Annotated in this window: 14 protein-coding genes and 2 pseudogenes; 12 read left to right on the forward strand and 4 right to left on the reverse strand. The window is 72.9% G+C overall.

All coding sequences use genetic code 11. The features are described from left to right. The first annotated feature begins 696 nt into the window (after positions 1–696). The 3 genes and pseudogenes from AB0B01_RS25725 to AB0B01_RS25735 all read left to right on the forward strand — a co-directional run bounded on the left by AB0B01_RS25725 (position 697) and on the right by AB0B01_RS25735 (position 2599). A complete protein-coding gene (locus AB0B01_RS25725) occupies positions 697–1908 on the forward strand; it encodes an epoxide hydrolase family protein (RefSeq protein WP_361723563.1) in 1212 nt (403 codons plus the stop codon). 18 nt (positions 1909–1926) lie between these two features. Next, a pseudogene (locus AB0B01_RS25730) lies at positions 1927–2016 on the forward strand (RNA polymerase subunit sigma-24); the annotation flags it as partial. Between the two features lie 70 nt (positions 2017–2086). After that, positions 2087–2599, forward strand: coding sequence for a DinB family protein (locus tag AB0B01_RS25735; protein WP_361723566.1), 513 nt, complete (start codon positions 2087–2089; stop codon positions 2597–2599). Positions 2600–2638: 39 nt separating this feature from the next. Here the strand turns inward: AB0B01_RS25735 and AB0B01_RS25740 are convergent, their stop codons facing one another. Next, positions 2639–3208, reverse strand: coding sequence for a flavoprotein (locus AB0B01_RS25740; protein ID WP_361723569.1), 570 nt, complete (start codon positions 3206–3208; stop codon positions 2639–2641). 59 nt (positions 3209–3267) lie between these two features. On the opposite strand from AB0B01_RS25740, the gene AB0B01_RS25745 reads away from it, so the two are divergent. After that, positions 3268–3687, forward strand: a complete 420-nt coding sequence (locus tag AB0B01_RS25745) for an SgcJ/EcaC family oxidoreductase (RefSeq protein WP_361723572.1) — start codon at positions 3268–3270, stop codon at positions 3685–3687. A 301-nt stretch (positions 3688–3988) separates the two neighbouring features. On the opposite strand, the gene AB0B01_RS25750 is transcribed toward AB0B01_RS25745, so the two are convergent. Together AB0B01_RS25750 and AB0B01_RS25755 are read right to left on the reverse strand one after the other, a co-directional pair. Next, positions 3989–4471, reverse strand: a complete 483-nt coding sequence (locus AB0B01_RS25750) for a GNAT family N-acetyltransferase (RefSeq protein ID WP_361723575.1) — start codon at positions 4469–4471, stop codon at positions 3989–3991. 88 nt (positions 4472–4559) lie between these two features. Continuing rightward, positions 4560–5045 carry an anthrone oxygenase family protein gene (locus AB0B01_RS25755; RefSeq protein ID WP_361723578.1) on the reverse strand — a complete coding sequence of 162 codons (486 nt, stop codon included), beginning with the start codon at positions 5043–5045 and terminating at the stop codon, positions 4560–4562. A 211-nt stretch (positions 5046–5256) separates the two neighbouring features. Here AB0B01_RS25755 and gdhA point away from each other — a divergent pair, with 211 nt between their 5' ends. From gdhA to AB0B01_RS25790, 7 genes and pseudogenes are all read left to right on the forward strand, one after another. Then, positions 5257–6612, forward strand: coding sequence for an NADP-specific glutamate dehydrogenase (gdhA, locus tag AB0B01_RS25760; RefSeq protein WP_361723581.1), 1356 nt, complete (start codon positions 5257–5259; stop codon positions 6610–6612). 144 nt (positions 6613–6756) lie between these two features. Further along, complete coding sequence (locus AB0B01_RS25765; RefSeq protein ID WP_361723584.1) at positions 6757–8124, forward strand: AMP-binding protein; 1368 nt, start codon at positions 6757–6759, stop codon at positions 8122–8124. A 7-nt stretch (positions 8125–8131) separates the two neighbouring features. Then, positions 8132–8744 (forward strand): annotated as a pseudogene (locus tag AB0B01_RS25770) (DMT family transporter); the annotation flags it as partial. Positions 8745–9222: 478 nt separating this feature from the next. Continuing rightward, complete coding sequence (locus tag AB0B01_RS25775) at positions 9223–10335, forward strand: bifunctional DNA primase/polymerase (RefSeq protein WP_361723586.1); 1113 nt, start codon at positions 9223–9225, stop codon at positions 10333–10335. A 176-nt stretch (positions 10336–10511) separates the two neighbouring features. Continuing rightward, on the forward strand, positions 10512–11918 hold the full coding sequence (locus AB0B01_RS25780; RefSeq protein ID WP_361723642.1) for a phage/plasmid primase, P4 family: 1407 nt from the start codon (positions 10512–10514) through the stop codon (positions 11916–11918). Further along, positions 11915–12304 carry a DUF6009 family protein gene (locus tag AB0B01_RS25785; RefSeq protein WP_356852971.1) on the forward strand — a complete coding sequence of 130 codons (390 nt, stop codon included), beginning with the start codon at positions 11915–11917 and terminating at the stop codon, positions 12302–12304. Before AB0B01_RS25780 ends, AB0B01_RS25785 begins: the two co-directional genes overlap by 4 nt. Before the next feature lie 159 nt (positions 12305–12463). Continuing rightward, positions 12464–14041: an FAD-dependent monooxygenase gene (locus AB0B01_RS25790; RefSeq protein WP_361723589.1), complete on the forward strand. Its 1578-nt coding sequence runs from the start codon at positions 12464–12466 to the stop codon at positions 14039–14041. Here AB0B01_RS25790 and AB0B01_RS25795 read toward each other — a convergent pair. Beyond that, entirely contained in the window at positions 14005–14679 is a 675-nt protein-coding gene (locus AB0B01_RS25795) for a ScbR family autoregulator-binding transcription factor (protein ID WP_361723592.1), read from the reverse strand. The two genes, AB0B01_RS25790 and AB0B01_RS25795, sit on opposite strands and share 37 nt — an antisense overlap. 129 nt (positions 14680–14808) lie before the next feature. On the opposite strand from AB0B01_RS25795, the gene AB0B01_RS25800 reads away from it, so the two are divergent. Continuing rightward, entirely contained in the window at positions 14809–15657 is an 849-nt protein-coding gene (locus AB0B01_RS25800) for an NAD(P)H-binding protein (RefSeq protein ID WP_361723595.1), read from the forward strand. Positions 15658–15674 lie beyond the last annotated feature (17 nt).

Below are 15674 nucleotides of genomic sequence, written 5' to 3' on the forward strand. Positions count from 1 at the left end.
GAAGCGACGCGACGAAGGAGCGCCCTTGACGGCCCGGACCGACACGGAAGGACAGTGGACTGACGGGACGCCCCCGGACCTCCCCTGATGCCGGGTGCGGGGATCCGGTCAGCCACCTTGGCGTTAACGGCGTTAATGATCGTTTAGAGCCAGGGGTGCCGGCCTGCGGTCGCGCGGTCCGCCGCGTCGGTGACCGCCTCGGCGAGTGCGAGCGCGGCGCGCTCGGCCGCACCTGGCGACCACGGATGTGCCTACGGCCATCAAGCCGTCCTTCACCCCGGGGACGATGAGGGCTGGGTTACCGTGCGCGCGGTCATTGCTCTCGCTGGGTGGGTGGTTGCTGCCGGGGAGTGGGCGCGGGTGGGACCGGTGGCGGGAGAGCTTTCGCGTAGGGCCGTTAACGGCGTTAACGCCGTTAACGGCGTTAACGGCAACACCGTGACTGAACTGGACCGCGGCCATGCCGAGGAGCTCCGCGTGCAGCAGCATCCGGCGGGCGGTACGCCGGTCTCCTGCGGCCAGCCGTCCGGGCGTTAACGCCGTTAACGGCGTTAACGGTTACCAGCAGCCGGGGTCCCCCCTTAACGGCGTTAACGCCGTTAACGTCCACCCTCCCCGCGGAGCGCTGCCCGCTGTCCCCGCTGTCCCCGTTAACGGCGTTAACGCCGTTAACGGCGCCGCCTAGCATGACCACCCATGGGTGATCTTGGGCAGTGGGCAGAGCCGTTTCGGGTTGACGTGGAAGAGGGGGAGCTCGACGAGCTTCGGTGGAGGCTTGAGCGGGTGCGGTGGCCCGATGAGTTGCCGGGGGTGGGGCGCAGCTACGGGATGCCGCTCGGGGAGGTCCAAGAGCTCGTGCGGTACTGGCGGGACGGGTACGACTGGCGGGCGGCCGAGGCGCGGCTGAACGAGTGGCCGCAGTTCACCACCGTCATCGACGGGGCGCGGGTGCACTTCGCCCACCTGCGCTCGCCGGAGCCGGATGCGAGGCCGCTGCTCATGACGCATGGCTGGCCCGGCTCCTTCGTGGAGTTCCAGAAGGTCGCCGGCCCGCTGACCGATCCGCGGGCCCACGGCGGTGATCCCGCCGACGCGTTCCATCTGGTGCTGCCGCACATCCCCGGCTTCGCCCTGTCCGGCCCCACCCGGGAGACCGGCTGGGAGTTCAAGCGGGTGGCGCGGGCGTTCGGTGTGCTGATGGAGCGGCTCGGGTACGGCGCGTACGGGGTCCAGGGCGGGGACTGGGGGGCCGCCGTGTCCCGGGAACTCGGGCGCATCCGGCCCGACCGGGTGGTCGGGGTGCACCTGAACCTGCTGCCGGGGGCCGGGGCCACCGAGGAGCCGCGGCCCGAGGAGTTGGCCGCGCTGAGCCCCGCCGAGCGGGAGCGGACGCTGGCCTCCTGGGAGCGGTACCGGGTGTGGGTGCGGGAGCGGCAGGGCTACGCCGACATCCAGTCGACCCGGCCGCAGACGCTGGCTTACGGGTTGAACGACTCGCCCGTCGGGCTGCTCGCGTGGATCGGGGAGAAGTTCGGCGAGTGGAGCGATCCGCGCTGCCCCGTCGACAGGGACCAGCTGCTGACCAACGTGATGCTGTACTGGCTGACCGGGACCGCCGGATCGGCGGCCCGGATCTACTACGAGCGCGCGCACGCCGACTACCACGGGCAGCCGCCCGAGGTGTCGCGGACTCCGACCGCCCTCGCCGACTTCCCCCGCGACAACTTCGTTCCGCTGCGGCACATCGCCGCGCGCACCGACACCATCGTGCGCTGGACCTCGTACGACCGGGGCGGGCACTTCCCCGCCATGGAGGTGCCGGAGCTGCTGGTCGGTGATGTTCGGGAGTTCTTCCGCGGCCGTGCGACGTTTCCGGGGGCTGCACTGTCCGCTGGCGGACAGCGGTGAGCGCCGGGTGGGCGGGGGATGCTGGTGCCGCTGGAGAGCCTGACCCCGCTGGAGCGCGCCGTCTTCGTGCTGTGGGAGGCGTTCGGGTACGCGTATGGGGAGATCGCCGAGTGTCGGAGCCCGTCCGAGGGCTGGAACGCCGGTGCGGGAGCCCGCGTACGGCCGTGATGATCACTGGATGAGCGATGAGCGGTACACCAGGCGGGAACCCGTACACGTGGGCGACGAGCGCGCCACCCTGACCAGCGTGCTCCAGTGGCAGCGCGACACCCTGAGGATGAAGTGCGCTGGGCTGACGGACGAGCAACTGCGGCGCAGGGCGGTCTCGCCGTCGGGGCTGAGTCTGTTGGGGCTGGTGCGGCACTTGGCGGAGGTGGAGCGGGGCTGGTTCCGCAATGTCCTGAACGGCGAGGACGTACGGGGCTACTACCCGAAGAACGAGGCCGGGGAGTGGACCGAGTTCGACGTCGAGGACGCGGACCCGGCGCACGCGTTCGGGCTCTGGGAGGAGACGTGCGCGCGGTCGCGGGCGATCGTGGAGGCCGCCCCGTCCCTGGACGTGACGGGGCACTACGGCGACGAGACGTACTCCCTGCGCTACGTGCTGGCCCACATGATCGAGGAGTACGCCCGGCACAACGGGCATGCGGATCTGATCCGGGAGGCGATCGACGGGGTGACGGGGGAGTAGCCCTGTCACCTGAACCCGGCACCCCGTCGCGGCCCCGCGTCAGCGGAGGTCGGCGGGTGCCGCTGCGGCGGCCGCGGCGGCGTCCAGGGCGTCCAGGGCGGCCGGCCACGGGTAGTGGGCGGGGGCGTCGGGGCCGGCCGGGCCGGGGGTGAAACCGTGCTCACCGTGGAGCACGGTGACGCCGGCGCCGCGCAGGGCGGCCAGGGACTGGTCGAACTGCGGGTGGGCCGCGAGGGCGGCGTTCAGGCAGGGCATCGTCACGGCGGGGGTGCCCTTGCCGAGGGCCTCGGCGGCGACGCCGACGGCGAAGCGGTCGGTCAGGCCGAGGGCCCAGGCGTTCAGGGAGTTGAAGGTGGCCGGGGCGAAGAGCAGGGCGTCGGCGGCCGGCCAGACGTCGGGCTCGCCCGGGAGCTTGTACTGCCAGCGCACCGGGTGGCCGGTCAGGGCGGCCAGGCCGTCGAGGCTGCCGGCGACCCAGTGCGCGGCGGTGGGGGTGAGGCCGAGGCAGACGTCCCAACCACGGGACTGGGCGTCCTCGATGACGTGGGCCACGTCGAAGACGGGCGGGGCGGCGGAGCAGAGCAGGTACAAGGTCTTCCTGGTGGTCATACCGACATGTGATCACATCGATTGACCTCAACCCCACTTGAGGCAGCAGGCTGTGATCCATGGACGCACGAGAGCAGGCCGTGAAGGCCATCGAGCAGGTCGTCGCCGAGGTGGAGCGCACGCAGCGGGCCAAGGACGCGGAGGGGTTCCTCGCGCTGTTCCACCCGGACGCGCTGTGGACGACGGGGCACGGGAAGGTGCTCATCGGCTTCGATGCGATCGCCGAGTTCACGCGGGCGGTGCTGCCCGCGGCGAACTGGGACGGCGAGGTGGCGTACGAGGTGGTGCACACGCAGTTCCTGCGCCCGGACGTGGCCGCGGTGAAGGTCCGGCAGGTGTACCGGGGCGCGGCCGGAACGGTCGAGGGGGAGGGGGCTCCGCTGTACGTGATGACGCGGAACGGTGACGGCGACGGCGGTCCCGGGGGCCGGTGGCTGTTGACGGCCTGCCAGAACACCGAGGTGCGGCGGGGCGAGTAAGAGCCGTTCCGGCCGGCGCGGAGGGGCGGCCGCCCTGAGGAACACGCCCAGGGGAACAGCCCGCCGGGCGCGGCGTCGTGGGCGGGGTGCCGCCGGCGTTAACGCCGTTAACGCCGTTAACGGCGTTGAGGGTCGCCGCGTCCACCACCGCCCGGAGCGGTGACGGTGTTGACGCCCTCACCGTCAACGGTCAGGGCGTCAACGGTCGGGGCGTTAACGCCGTTAATGCCCCGGGGCTTGGGAGCCCCTGAGCCCCGGACGCCGTCCCGCCCCGCGCCTCCTGCCCGGGAGCGGCCGGCGGTCACCCGGCGGGCAGCAGGTCCCGTACGCCGACCCGCTGGCCGCCGCTGAACTCGCCGGTGAGGCGGAAGCCCAGGCCGAGGTAGAACGGCTCGGGGGTGCCGGGGCCGGGCTCCCAGGTGACGTACGCGCGGTCCGCGCCGCGGCGGCGCAGCTCGGCGGTGACGGCCTGGACCGCGAAACGGCCGTAGCCCTTGGCCTGGTGGGCGGCGGAGATGTTCAGGCGCCAGATGCCGGACCGGATGTCGGTCGGGTCCTGCTCCGGGGCCCAGGCGATGTCGAGGAAGGCCATGACGAAGCCGACGACCTCGTCGCCGTCGACGATGGCGCGCGGCCAGGTGGTGGGGCCGTGGACGTAGGCCTCGGCGAGGGACTTGACGACCGGCGAGACGAGGTGCTCCTGGTCCGGGCGGACTCGTACGGCGCACACGGCGTCCACGTTGGCCTTGGTGACCGGTTCCAGGCGAAGGGCGGAGGTGCTCATGGCCGCACCCTACCGAGCGGCCCCGCCCGCCTCCGGCCCGCCTGGCCCCGCGCGGCCCCGCCCCCCGTCGCGGTCCGGACGAGCGGTCCTAGTGCTGGACGAGGGCCCAGGCCAGGCAGCCGAGGGCGAGCGTGCACAGCAGGGTCCGGAGGCGGTTCGCAGGCACCCACCGGGGCTCGAAGCCGTGGCGGACGGCGGTCGGATCGGCGATCTGCTCGACCGGTCCGGCCCGGTCCAGGGCGTTGTTCAGGGGGATGTTGACCCCGCCGGTGACGCCGAGGGCGAGGAGGTGGGCGGCGAGCGCGCCGGTCAGGGGAGCCGTCGCGGCGCCCCCGCCGGAGGCGAGGTGGAGGGCCAGTGCGAGGCCCGTGCACACCGGCGCGCCGAGGAAGCCCAGCAGGAACCAGCCGTTCACGATGACCACGTTGATGCGCTGCATGACCGCGATGAACGTCGGGTCCGGTGAGCGCTCCAGCGCCGGCATCACCGCGACGTCGAAGGCGAAGAACAGACCCGCCATCAGCCCTGTTGCGAGCGTCGCGGCGATGAGTGACCCAAGCACGGCGATGTCCACATCCGTCTCCCGTCTGCGCCGAGTTGCCCTCCGGAGCCTGCCCGCGGGGCATCGCGCACGATAGCCTCCCGCACGGACTCGCCATCCGGAAAAACTTTTTCGAAGCCGTTCGTCCTGACGTACTCCGTCCGGAAGCGACCGGAACTCGCTGACCCGCGGTAAGCATGCACCTGCCGTCGTCCGTGCACCGCACTCCCCTGGAGGAACACACGTGAAGGACCCGAAGGACACGCTGGAAGCACTGCAGGCCGACATCGAGCGCCGCAATCCCGCGCAGCCCGAGTTCCACCAGGCGGTCCGGGAGGTGCTCGAAACCCTGGCCCCCGTCTTCGCCGCCCGGCCCGAGTACGCCGATCCGGCCGTGGCCCTCGTGGAGCGGCTGACCGAGCCCGAGCGGCAGATCCTCTTCCGCGTCCCCTGGCAGGACGACCGCGGCCGGGTCCACGTCAACCGCGGCTACCGCGTCGAGTTCAACAGCGCGCTCGGCCCGTACAAGGGCGGTCTGCGCTTCCACCCGTCGGTGGACATCGGCGTGGTGAAGTTCCTCGGGTTCGAGCAGATCTTCAAGAACGCCCTCACCGGTCTCGGTATCGGCGGCGGCAAGGGCGGCAGCGACTTCGACCCGCACGGCAGGTCCGACGCCGAGGTCATGCGCTTCTGCCAGTCCTTCATGACCGAACTGCACCGCCACATCGGCGAGCACACCGACGTCCCGGCCGGCGACATCGGCGTCGGCGGCCGCGAGATCGGCTACCTCTTCGGCCAGTACCGGCGCATCACCAACCGCTGGGAGGCGGGCGTGCTGACCGGCAAGGGCCAGGGATGGGGCGGCTCCGCGATCCGTCCGCAGGCCACCGGCTACGGCAGCGTGCTGTTCGCCGCCGAGATGCTGAAGGTCAAGGGCGCCTCCCTGGACGGCCTGAGCGCGGTGGTCTCCGGTTCGGGCAACGTGGCGCTGTACACCATCGAGAAGCTCCAGCAGCTCGGCGCGAACCCGCTGACGTGTTCCGACTCGCAGGGCTACGTCGTCGACGACAAGGGGATCGACCTGGCGCTGCTGCGGCAGATCAAGGAGGTCGAGCGGGGCCGGGTCAGCGAGTACGCGGAGCGGCGCGGGTCGTCGGCGCGCTACGTGCCCGGCGGGCGGGTCTGGGAGGTCCCCGCCGACGTCGCCTTCCCCTCCGCCACGCAGAACGAACTGGACGCGCAGGACGCCCGTACGCTCGTCGGGAACGGCGTCAAGGCGGTCTCCGAGGGCGCCAACATGCCCACCACCCCCGAGGCGGTACGGATCCTGCAGGAGGCCGGGGTGGCGTTCGGACCCGGCAAGGCCGCCAACGCGGGCGGTGTCGCGGTCAGCGCCCTGGAGATGAGCCAGAACGCCGGCCGGGTGGCGTGGAGTGCGGAGCGGGTCGAGGCCGAACTGGCCGGCATCATGCAGTCGATCCACGCCGTCGCCCACGAGACCGCCGAGCGGTACGGGGCCCCGGGCGACTACGTCACCGGGGCGAACATCGCCGGCTTCGAGCGGGTCGCCGACGCGATGCTGGCGCAGGGCGTCATCTGACCCGAGCGGCATCCGGCCTGGTCAGGTGCCGTGTCCGACCTGACCAGGCCGCGGGCCCGGGCCGCCGCCGGATCCGGGGGAGCCGTAGCCTGGGCTTCCGAGACGCCGGTGGCGGCGCCGGGGACGGGACACAGGAGGCTTCGCGTGCTGACCGCTCTGGACGGGATGTACGGGGACCGGCGGGACGCGGTCGCCGTGGCGGGGCGCACCGCCTCGTACGAGGAACTGCTCGGTGCGGCCCGGGCGGTGGCCGCGGACGTGGCCGGGGCGCCGGCCTTCGCGGTGACGGCGACGGCTTCGCTGGAGACCGTCGCCGCCGTGGTCGGCGGGTTGCTGGCCGGGGTGCCCTTCGTGCCGCTGCCGCCGGACGCGGGGGCCGCCGAACGCGAGCACATCCTGCGGGACTCCGGGGCCGTGCCCGTCGGCGTGGACTTCGCCCGGCGCTCCGACTGGAAGGGGCCCGCCGCCGCGCCCGGGGATCCGGCGCTGGTGCTGTACACCTCCGGGACGACGGGCGCCCCCAAGGGCGTGGTGCTGACGGCCGCGGCGATCGCCGCCGACCTGGACGCCCTCGCCGGGGCCTGGCAGTGGAGCGCCGAGGACACCCTCGTGCACGGGCTGCCGCTGTTCCACGTGCACGGGCTGGTGCTCGGCGTGCTCGGGGCGCTGCGGACCGGCAGCCGGCTCGTGCACACCGGGCGGCCGACGCCGCAGGCCTACGCCGGTGCCGGCGGCAGCCTGTACTTCGGGGTGCCCACCGTGTGGTCCCGGATCGCCGGTGCGCCGCAGGAGGCCGCCGCGCTGTCCGGGGCCCGCCTGCTGGTCTCCGGCAGCGCCGCGCTGCCCGCACCCGTCTTCCGGGAGCTGGAGCGGCTGACCGGGCTGCGGCCCGTGGAGCGCTACGGGATGACGGAGACGCTGATCACCGTCAGCGGGCGCGCCGGGGGCGAGGTCCGCCCCGGTACGGTCGGCACCCCGCTGCCGGGCATCCGGACGCGGATCGCCGCCGAGCCGGGCGCCGAGATCGGGGAACTCCAGCTGACCGGGCCGACCCTGTTCGCCGGGTACCTGGGCCGCCCCGAGGCCACGGCGGCGGCGTACACCGAGGACGGATGGTTCCGTACGGGCGACATCGCGGCCGTGGACGAGGCGGACGGGGTCCACCGGATCGTGGGCCGGGCCTCCATCGACATGATCAAGTCGGGCGGCTACCGGATCGGCGCGGGCGAGATCGAGAACGCGCTGCTGGACCACCCCAAGGTGAGCGAGGCGGCCGTGGTCGGGGTCCCGGACGCGGACCTCGGGCAGCGGATCGTCGCCTTCGTCGTCGCGGAGGGCGTCACAGGCGCCGAGCTCACCGAGTTCGTGGCCGCGCACCTGTCCGTGCACAAACGGCCGCGCGAGGTGCGGTTCGTGGCGGCGGTACCGCGCAACGCCATGGGCAAGCCGCAGAAGAAGCTGCTGCTGGCGGGGGAGCCCGAACGGCCGGCCGGGCGGGAGGGGATCGCCTGAGGGGCGGGCCGGGTGGGCGGTGGTGAACATCGGCCCGATCGTCATCGCCCTGCTCGGGGGTCTGCTGCGGAAGGAGGGGTTCCCGCCGAGGCTGCTGGCGGGCATGGCCGTCTCCTTCGCGGGCGCCGTGGTGGTCGGCCTGTCCACCTCCACGGGCGGCTCCGCCTCGCTCGGCGGGGTCCTGCTCTGCCTAGCCGCCGCGCTCGCCTACGGGGCGGGGGGCGGTCGCGCAGAAACCGGCGCCGGCCTACGCGTACCCGCTCCAGGTGACCACGTACGGCTGCTTCGTCGGCACGGCGGTCACCCTTCCGTTCGCGGGGCAGCTCCTGCACCAGCTGGCCGGGGCCCCGCTCCCCGCCACCCTCAACATGGTCTGTCTGGGCCTCTTCCCGACCGCTCTCGCCTTCAGCACCTGGGCATACGCACTGGCGCGGACCACCGCCGGGAAGATGGGCGCGACCACCTACGCGGTGCCGGCCACGGTGGTGCTGATCGCCGGGATCGCCCTCGACGAGGTCCCCGCGGCGCTGAGCCTGCTGGGCGGGGCGGTCTGCCTGGCCGGGGTCGCCGTGTCCCGCGGGGGGCGGCGGGAGGAGCCCGCAGGCGGACGGGTTCGGTAGCTGCTCGCTTCCGTCTCAAGGCGCGGTCCAGGCGGGGTGGAGGGCCCGCAGAGCGGGGTTTCGGGGCGCAGCGACTGAAGAAAAGCGACTGAAGGCTCTTTCAGTCGCTGCGAGGGCAGAGCCGAACGCGCAGGTCAGAGGCCATGGTTGGACCGAACAGCGACTGAAGCGACTCAAGGTCCGGGTATATGGAGACATTCGCACGTGCGCGTGCGCGTGTGCGCGTGTACGTCATATATAGGGACCTTGAGTCGCTTCAGTCGCTGTTTCCTCTTGTGCAGGGCTGTGACCTGGTGTTCTGTGAGCGGTTCGGGCAGCGACTGAAGGAGCTTGAGTCGCTGCCCCTTCAGTCGCTGGGTCGCTCCGGACGGCCGGGGGGCCGTACATGTGTTCTGGCTCAAATGCCTCTCGTCTCCCAGGGGTTTCGCTAATCTGTTGTCGGGCGTTGAGTCGCTTCAGTCGCTGATGGGGGAAGTGAATGGCAGCTGAGCTGCGGGTTTCGCGCAGCGACCCAGGGCACCTCGGAAGAGCCGCGCCGGTCGCCCCGCTCTCCCTGACGACGGCCCGGTGGTGTGCGCGCCAGGGATGGCCGGTTCACCCCCTGGCCCCGGGCCGCAAGACGCCCGTGGGCAACTGCGCCGCCTGCCGGGCACCCGGACACGACCGGGGAGCCTGCGACTGCCTCCGGGCGGGCCGCTGGTGCCACGGCTTCCACGCCGCCACGCTGGACCTCCCGCGGATCGAGCGGTGGTGGGGGCAGCACCCCGACCTCGGAGTCGGCGTGGCCTCCGGGCCCGCGGGCCTGGTCGTCATCGACATCGACGCGCACGCGCAGGAGTTGCCCGGCCGGGACCGGTTACTGCCCGGGGTGGGGATCTCCGCCGCAGTCGATCTGACGGGGCTGGCGAACGGCTTCCACACCCTGGGCGTCCTGGCCGCCCTGCGCGGCGCACAGAGCCCCGCCGACGACGAGTCCACCCTGCGCGTGTGCACGCCCTCGGGGGGCCTGCACGTCTGGTACCGGGGCGACGGGGCCCACCGGTGGCAGTGCTCCGCCGGATCGGGCGCGGGCCGCGCCCTCGCCTGGCAGGTCGACGTACGGGCCCACGGGGGGTACATCGTGGCGCCCGGCACGGTGACCCCCGCGGGCGTCTACCGGCCCGTGGGGGAGGCGCGGATGCCCGCCCCGCTGCCAGGCTGGCTCGCCCGGGAACTGGAACGCACCGGGCACCTGGCCTGTGAGCCCGCGGGCGGGCCCCGGCCCGTACCGCCGCGCGCCCGGCAGGCCGTCATCGCCGCGGGCGGGGGAGGGGGCGCCCCGGGCCGGATCCTGGCGGGTGCCCTCGCGGAGGTCACCGCCTGTGCCTCCGTACCCGAAGGGGCCGCCTTCTCGGAGAAGTTGAACCGCGCCGCGTACACCCTCGGCGGACTGGTCGCCGCGGGACACCTCACCGAGGAGGAGGCCGCACGGGCCCTGCAGGAGGCCGCCGCGCAGGCACGCCCCGGGCAGGAGCGCCGCTGCCGGGCCATCATCCGGGGCGGGTTGGGCGCCGGCCGGGCGCGTCCGCTGTCGCTCGGGGGCCGCGCGTGAGCGTGGACAACGAGAGTGCGCTGTCCGCCTTCGACGTCCAGGCCGTCGCCGCGCAGATCCTCGCGCAGCCCGTCCCGGCGCCCCGGGCGGGCCCCGGCTCCGGCGCAGCCGTCGGGAGTCCTGCCGTGCAGGCGGGTCCTCCCGCCGTCGACACGGTCGCTGCCGCCGCCTCCGCCGTGACGGGCGGGGACGGCGAGGCGACGGCGCAGGGACTGCTGCCCGACACCCTCACCGACCGCGGCAACGCCAAACTGTTCGTCAAGCTCTACCGCCAGGACTACCGGCACGTCCCGGGGATCGGCTGGTTCCGGTGGGACGGGACCCGCTGGCAGATCGACGAGGACGACACCGTGCTGTGGTCCGCAGGCGACCTCGCGGAGTCCATCGCCACCACCGACCCCCGCGGGGTCCACCCCGCGGCGGCGCTCCAGCAACACCGCCGCCGCACCCTCAGCACCAGCGGTATGAACGCGATGCTCACGCAGGCCAGATCCGCCCCGGGGATGGTGCTCAACGCGGCGCTGCTGGACGCCGACCCGTACGCGCTGTGCACGCCCGCGGGCGTCGTCGACCTGCGCACGGGCCGGATCCGCACCGCCGAGCCCACGAAGGACTTCCACTCCCGCTCGACCTCGGCCGCACCCCTGCCGATGCCCACCCCGCGCTGGAACCGCTTCCTGACCGACACCTTCGGTGAGGGAGCGGAGGGCTCGCAGATGATCGACTTCCTGCAGCTGCTCCTCGGCTACTCCGTCACCGGCGATGTCGGAGCCCAGGTCATGCCGTTCCTGTTCGGCTCCGGAAAGAACGGCAAGTCCGTGCTGCTGGACGTCCTGATGAAGCTGCTCGGGGACTACGCGGACGCGGCGCCCCCCGGCTTCCTGATGTCACGGCCGTACGAGGGGCACCCCACCGACCTCGCCGAACTGCACGGCCGGCGCGTGATCGTGTGCAGCGAGGTCAAGCCGGGCGACCGCTTCGACGAGGCCCGAGTCAAGCTCCTCACCGGAGGCGACCGCATCAAGGCCCGCCGGATGCGGCAGGACTTCTTCAGTTTCGAACCGACGCACAAGCTGTGGCTGCTGGGCAACCACCGGCCGGAGGTGGGGACCGGCGGCTTCGCGTTCTGGCGGCGCATGCGGCTGATCCCGTTCGAGCGGGTCGTCTCCGACGACCGCAAGATCGACAACCTGGCGGACATCCTCGTCACGCAGGAAGGGCCGGGCATCCTCAACTGGCTCATCGAGGGGGCCCGCCGCTACCTCGGCGGCGACAAGGACCTCACGGGCCCCGAGCGGGTCCGCATCGCCACGACGGCCTACGCCGAGACCGAGGACCACACCGGGCGCTTCATCGGCGAGACCTGCCGGCTCGAAACCGATCTGCGGGCCGAACAAGCCCAGCTCTACGCGGCCTACAGGAGCTGGTGCCAGAATGAGGGGGCCCCGGCGCTGTCGTCCCGGGCCTTCGCGGCACGCGTCCGCGAGGTGGTCGGACTGGCGTCGCCGAAGGACATGATCCTGTCCAACCAGCGCAAGTACTACCCGGGCATCGGCCTGCTCGCGGACGAGGAGACAGCATGAGCGCCCTCATCGCAGAGGACGAGATCGTCCACGAAGTGGACCTTGTCTGGCTAGAGGACATCAGCCGCCTGGACTACGTCCGCCAGAGCCTGGACCGGCTGCCGACCAGGCGCGGACGGCCCGCCTACCACCGCGACGGCCGGATGGTCGGGTACGCGCTGCTGGGGCCGAAGGCCAAGCCGTCCCGCTCCTCGGGCACGTTCCGGCGCCGGGTGTTCTGGCTCCTGCCGCACGACCGCGACAGCGACCCGGACGGGCTCTACGCGACGGGAGCGCCCGCGGAGGCCGTGGACGCGCGGACGCTGGCCCCCCGCAGCAAGGGGCACAAGACCGAGCGGTCCGAGGGCGGCCCCATGTCCTCGGCGATGCGGGGCCTGCTGCCCTGAACCCTCCGGGAACCGGCCGGGCCCTGAGCAAGGGCCCGGCTTTCCCCTTCACGGCCGTGGAAAAGAAACAGTCCAGCCGGTATATTTCTGGGCCGGGGCTACACGGGCCAAGGGGGAGGTACCGCTGTGCACGGGGTACGTCGGTTGCAGGCACGTCGGTTGCAGGCGCAGGTGGTGGTGGCCGGCGGAGGGCCGGTCGGCATGCTCGTCGCGGCGGAGCTCGCCGCCTACGGGGTCGACACGGTGGTCCTCGAATCGCGGACCCGGGTGTCCGAGCGGCCCAAGGCGACCACCCTGCACGCCCGGGCGGTGCAGTCCCTGGCCCGGCGCGGTCATCTGCCGCCCGCGGCCGGGGCGTCCGCTGCTCCTGCCTCGTCCGCCTCGTATGCCTCGTACGCTCCCTCTGCCTCGGCCGGGCCCGGCAGCCCCTTCCACTTCGCGGGCCTGCCCGGGCTGGTGATCACGGCCCCCGAGAGCGAACCGGAGCCGATCCTCAAATGCCCCCAGGCGGAGCTGGAACGGCTCTTCGAGGCGCGGGCGCGGGCGGCGGGGGCGCGGATCCTGCGCGGGCAGCGGGTGACCGCGGTGGTCCAGGAGCCGGGCGGCGTCCGGATCACCGCCGAGGGGCCGGGAGGGCGCACCGCCTGCACCGCGCGGTACCTGGTCGGGGCGGACGGCGCGCGCAGCACCGTCCGCGAGGAGGCCGGCATCGCCTCCGACACCCACCCCGCCACGGTCTCCGCGCTGATGGGCGCCGTCACCCTGCCCGACCCGGACGCGCTGGCCGACGGCTGGCACCGCACCCCCCGCGGCTGGATCGCGGTCAAGCGGGACGCGGAGGGCCTGACGCACCTGCGGACGCTCAACTGTGCGCGCGTCCACCGCGACCGGCGGTCGGAGCCCACGCTGGACGAACTGCGCCGGGAGGTGGCGTGGATCGTCGGACACGACGTCGCGATGGAAGGGCCGCGCTGGCTCAGCCGGTTCAGCGACTTCGCCCGGCTGGCGCGCACCTTCCGCGCGGGACGCGTCTTCCTGGCCGGGGACGCGGCGCACGTGCACTTCCCGATCGGCGGCCAGGGTCTGAGCACCGGGGTGCTGGACGCCCTCAACCTGGGCTGGAAGCTGGCGCTCGCCGTGCGTGGAGCGGCCGGCCCGGACCTGCTCGCCACCTACGATCCGGAGCGGCGGCCGGTGGCCCGGCGGGTCATCGACACCACGCGCGCCCAGCTCGCCCTGATGCGGCCCGGCAGCGAACTCGACGCCCTGCGCGAGGTGTTCGCGGGACTGCTGGCGGAGGACCGGGCCCAGGGGCGGATCAGCGGCATGATCAGCGCCCAGGACACCGTGCTGCCGGAGGGAGCAGGGCGGCCCTCCTCCGGCGCCGGAACGTTCCTGCACAACGTGGCGCTGACGACGGACACCGGCGAGAGCGATGTGATCAGGTTGCTGCAGGACGGCCGGCCGCTGCTGCTGCTCTTCGGGGAGCGGGGCAGCCGCTACGCGGCCGGGGCGCAGGACTGGGCGGGAGTCCTGCGCGTGGAGCGCGTACGGCACGCCGCCGGCGTGCCGTACGACGCGCTGCTGGTGCGGCCCGACGGGTACGTCGCCTGGACGCCGGGCGGCGAGGACCTGGCCGCGGCCCTCTCGGTGTACTTCGCCCGCGGGGCACGGCCGGCGCCGGGCCCCGCGGCACCGGCTCAGGCGGAGGCCGCCGCGCCTTCCGCGGCCTGCTGAGCCGCCTCCAGCGCCTCGGCGTACACGGTGGCTCCCCTGGCCTCGGAGAGGTCCAGCGAGGCGAGGACGGAGGGTAGCGCGACGCTGGGCAGCACGTGGCGCATCAGCGCCGAGACCCTGACCACCAGGTCGGCGTAGTCGCAGACGGCCTGGGACATGGACTGGATGCCGGCGAACGAGCCGACGATGACGTCGGCCGTTTCCCGCGGGTCGACATGAGGCAGCAGCTCGCCCTGGGCCTGCGCCTTTTCGAGGAGTTCGAGGCCGACCTCGGACCAGCGCAGGAACGGGCCGCTGCGGTCGAGGCCTTCGGCCTGCTGGTCCATCGTCAGCCGTACGCCGGCGCGCACCATGGGATCGGTCTGGAGGCGGTGTGCGTGCAGCATCACCACGTCGACGACCTCCTGCACCTTGCAGGCGCGGTGCGGAACGAAGATCTGCTGGTCCTGTTCGGCGAGGACGCCCTGGGCCAGGTCCTCCTTCGAGCGGAAGTGGAAGTACAGGGCTCCCTTGGTCACCCCCGCCGCGCCGAGGATCTCGGAGATGGTGGCCGCCTGGTAGCCGTTCTCCTCGAAGACCTTGGCGGCCGCCGACAGGATCGTACGGCGTGTGCGGATGGCTCGTACTTGCTCGGCCACGCTGCCTCCTCCCTCCTCAGGGTGCTCACAAATAAAGGTCAGAAAAAACCGTCCAGTTTGTATATTACAGCGAGTTGCGCGCCATCCCGAGTACCGGGGGCGGAATATTCACGTGACGGAGGCCAGACCATGATCCTTGTGACCGGATCCACCGGTACGATCGGGCGCGAAGTACTCCGAAATCTCCCTGCTGACCCGGCAGTTCGGGTGTTGGCCCGGGACCCGGCACGCGTCACCGGCGTGTCCGGAACGGCTGAGATCGTGCAGGGGGACTACGACGATCCGCGGTCACTGGAGTGCGCCATGAGGGGTGTGCGCTCCGTGCTGCTGGTGACAAACCGCGTCGGGCAGGACGACGACCGGCGCCTCATCGAGACCGCGCGGTCGGTTGGCGTCCGCCATGTCGTGAAGCTGTCCGCCGCGGCCGTCGAGGACCCGGCGGCCGACGACCTGATCACCCGCTGGCAGCGGGACAACGAGGAACTGCTGCTCGCCTCCGGACTGGAGTGGACGCTGCTGCGCCCGCGCTCCTTCATGTCCAATGCGCTGTCCTGGGCGGCCTCGGTGCGGGCGCAGTCGGTGGTCCGGGTGCTGTACGGGCAGTCCGCCAACGCCTGTGTGGATCCCCGGGACATCGCGGAGGTGGCGGTACGGGCCCTGACCGAGCAGGGCCACGCGGGCCGGGTGCACACGCTGACCGGGCCGGAGGCGATCACGGCCGCACAGCAGACGGCCCAGCTGTCCGAGCTGCTGGGCCGTCCGCTGCGGCTGGAGGAACTGACCCCCGGGCAGGCGCGGGTGGCGCTGCGCGGGCGCCATCCCGAGGCGGTGGTCGAAGCGCTGCTGAGCAGCGCGGAGCGCCAGCGCGAGGGCGCGAAGGCAAAGGTGGAGCGTACGGTCGCGGACCTGCTCGGCAGGCCCGCGGGCTCCTTCCGTGCCTGGGCGGGCGCGCACCTGGGCGCGTTCGCGGCGGCCTGACGGCCGCGGCCCCCGTG

Origin of the sequence: Streptomyces sp. NPDC044571, from assembly GCF_040647115.1 — a bacterium.
GTDB lineage: Bacteria > Actinomycetota > Actinomycetes > Streptomycetales > Streptomycetaceae > Streptomyces.

Bases quoted from the DNA above. Each gene is read 5' to 3' on its own strand.
- AB0B01_RS25725 (WP_361723563.1), top strand. From the start codon at position 697: ATGGGTGATCTTGGGCAGTGGGCAGAGCCGTTTCGGGTTGACGTGGAA.
- AB0B01_RS25735 (WP_361723566.1), top strand. From the start codon at position 2,087: ATGAGCGATGAGCGGTACACCAGGCGGGAACCCGTACACGTGGGCGAC.
- AB0B01_RS25740 (WP_361723569.1), bottom strand. From the start codon at position 3,208: ATGACCACCAGGAAGACCTTGTACCTGCTCTGCTCCGCCGCCCCGCCC.
- AB0B01_RS25745 (WP_361723572.1), top strand. From the start codon at position 3,268: ATGGACGCACGAGAGCAGGCCGTGAAGGCCATCGAGCAGGTCGTCGCC.
- AB0B01_RS25750 (WP_361723575.1), bottom strand. From the start codon at position 4,471: ATGAGCACCTCCGCCCTTCGCCTGGAACCGGTCACCAAGGCCAACGTG.
- AB0B01_RS25775 (WP_361723586.1), top strand. From the start codon at position 9,223: ATGGCAGCTGAGCTGCGGGTTTCGCGCAGCGACCCAGGGCACCTCGGA.
- AB0B01_RS25785 (WP_356852971.1), top strand. From the start codon at position 11,915: ATGAGCGCCCTCATCGCAGAGGACGAGATCGTCCACGAAGTGGACCTT.
- AB0B01_RS25800 (WP_361723595.1), top strand. From the start codon at position 14,809: ATGATCCTTGTGACCGGATCCACCGGTACGATCGGGCGCGAAGTACTC.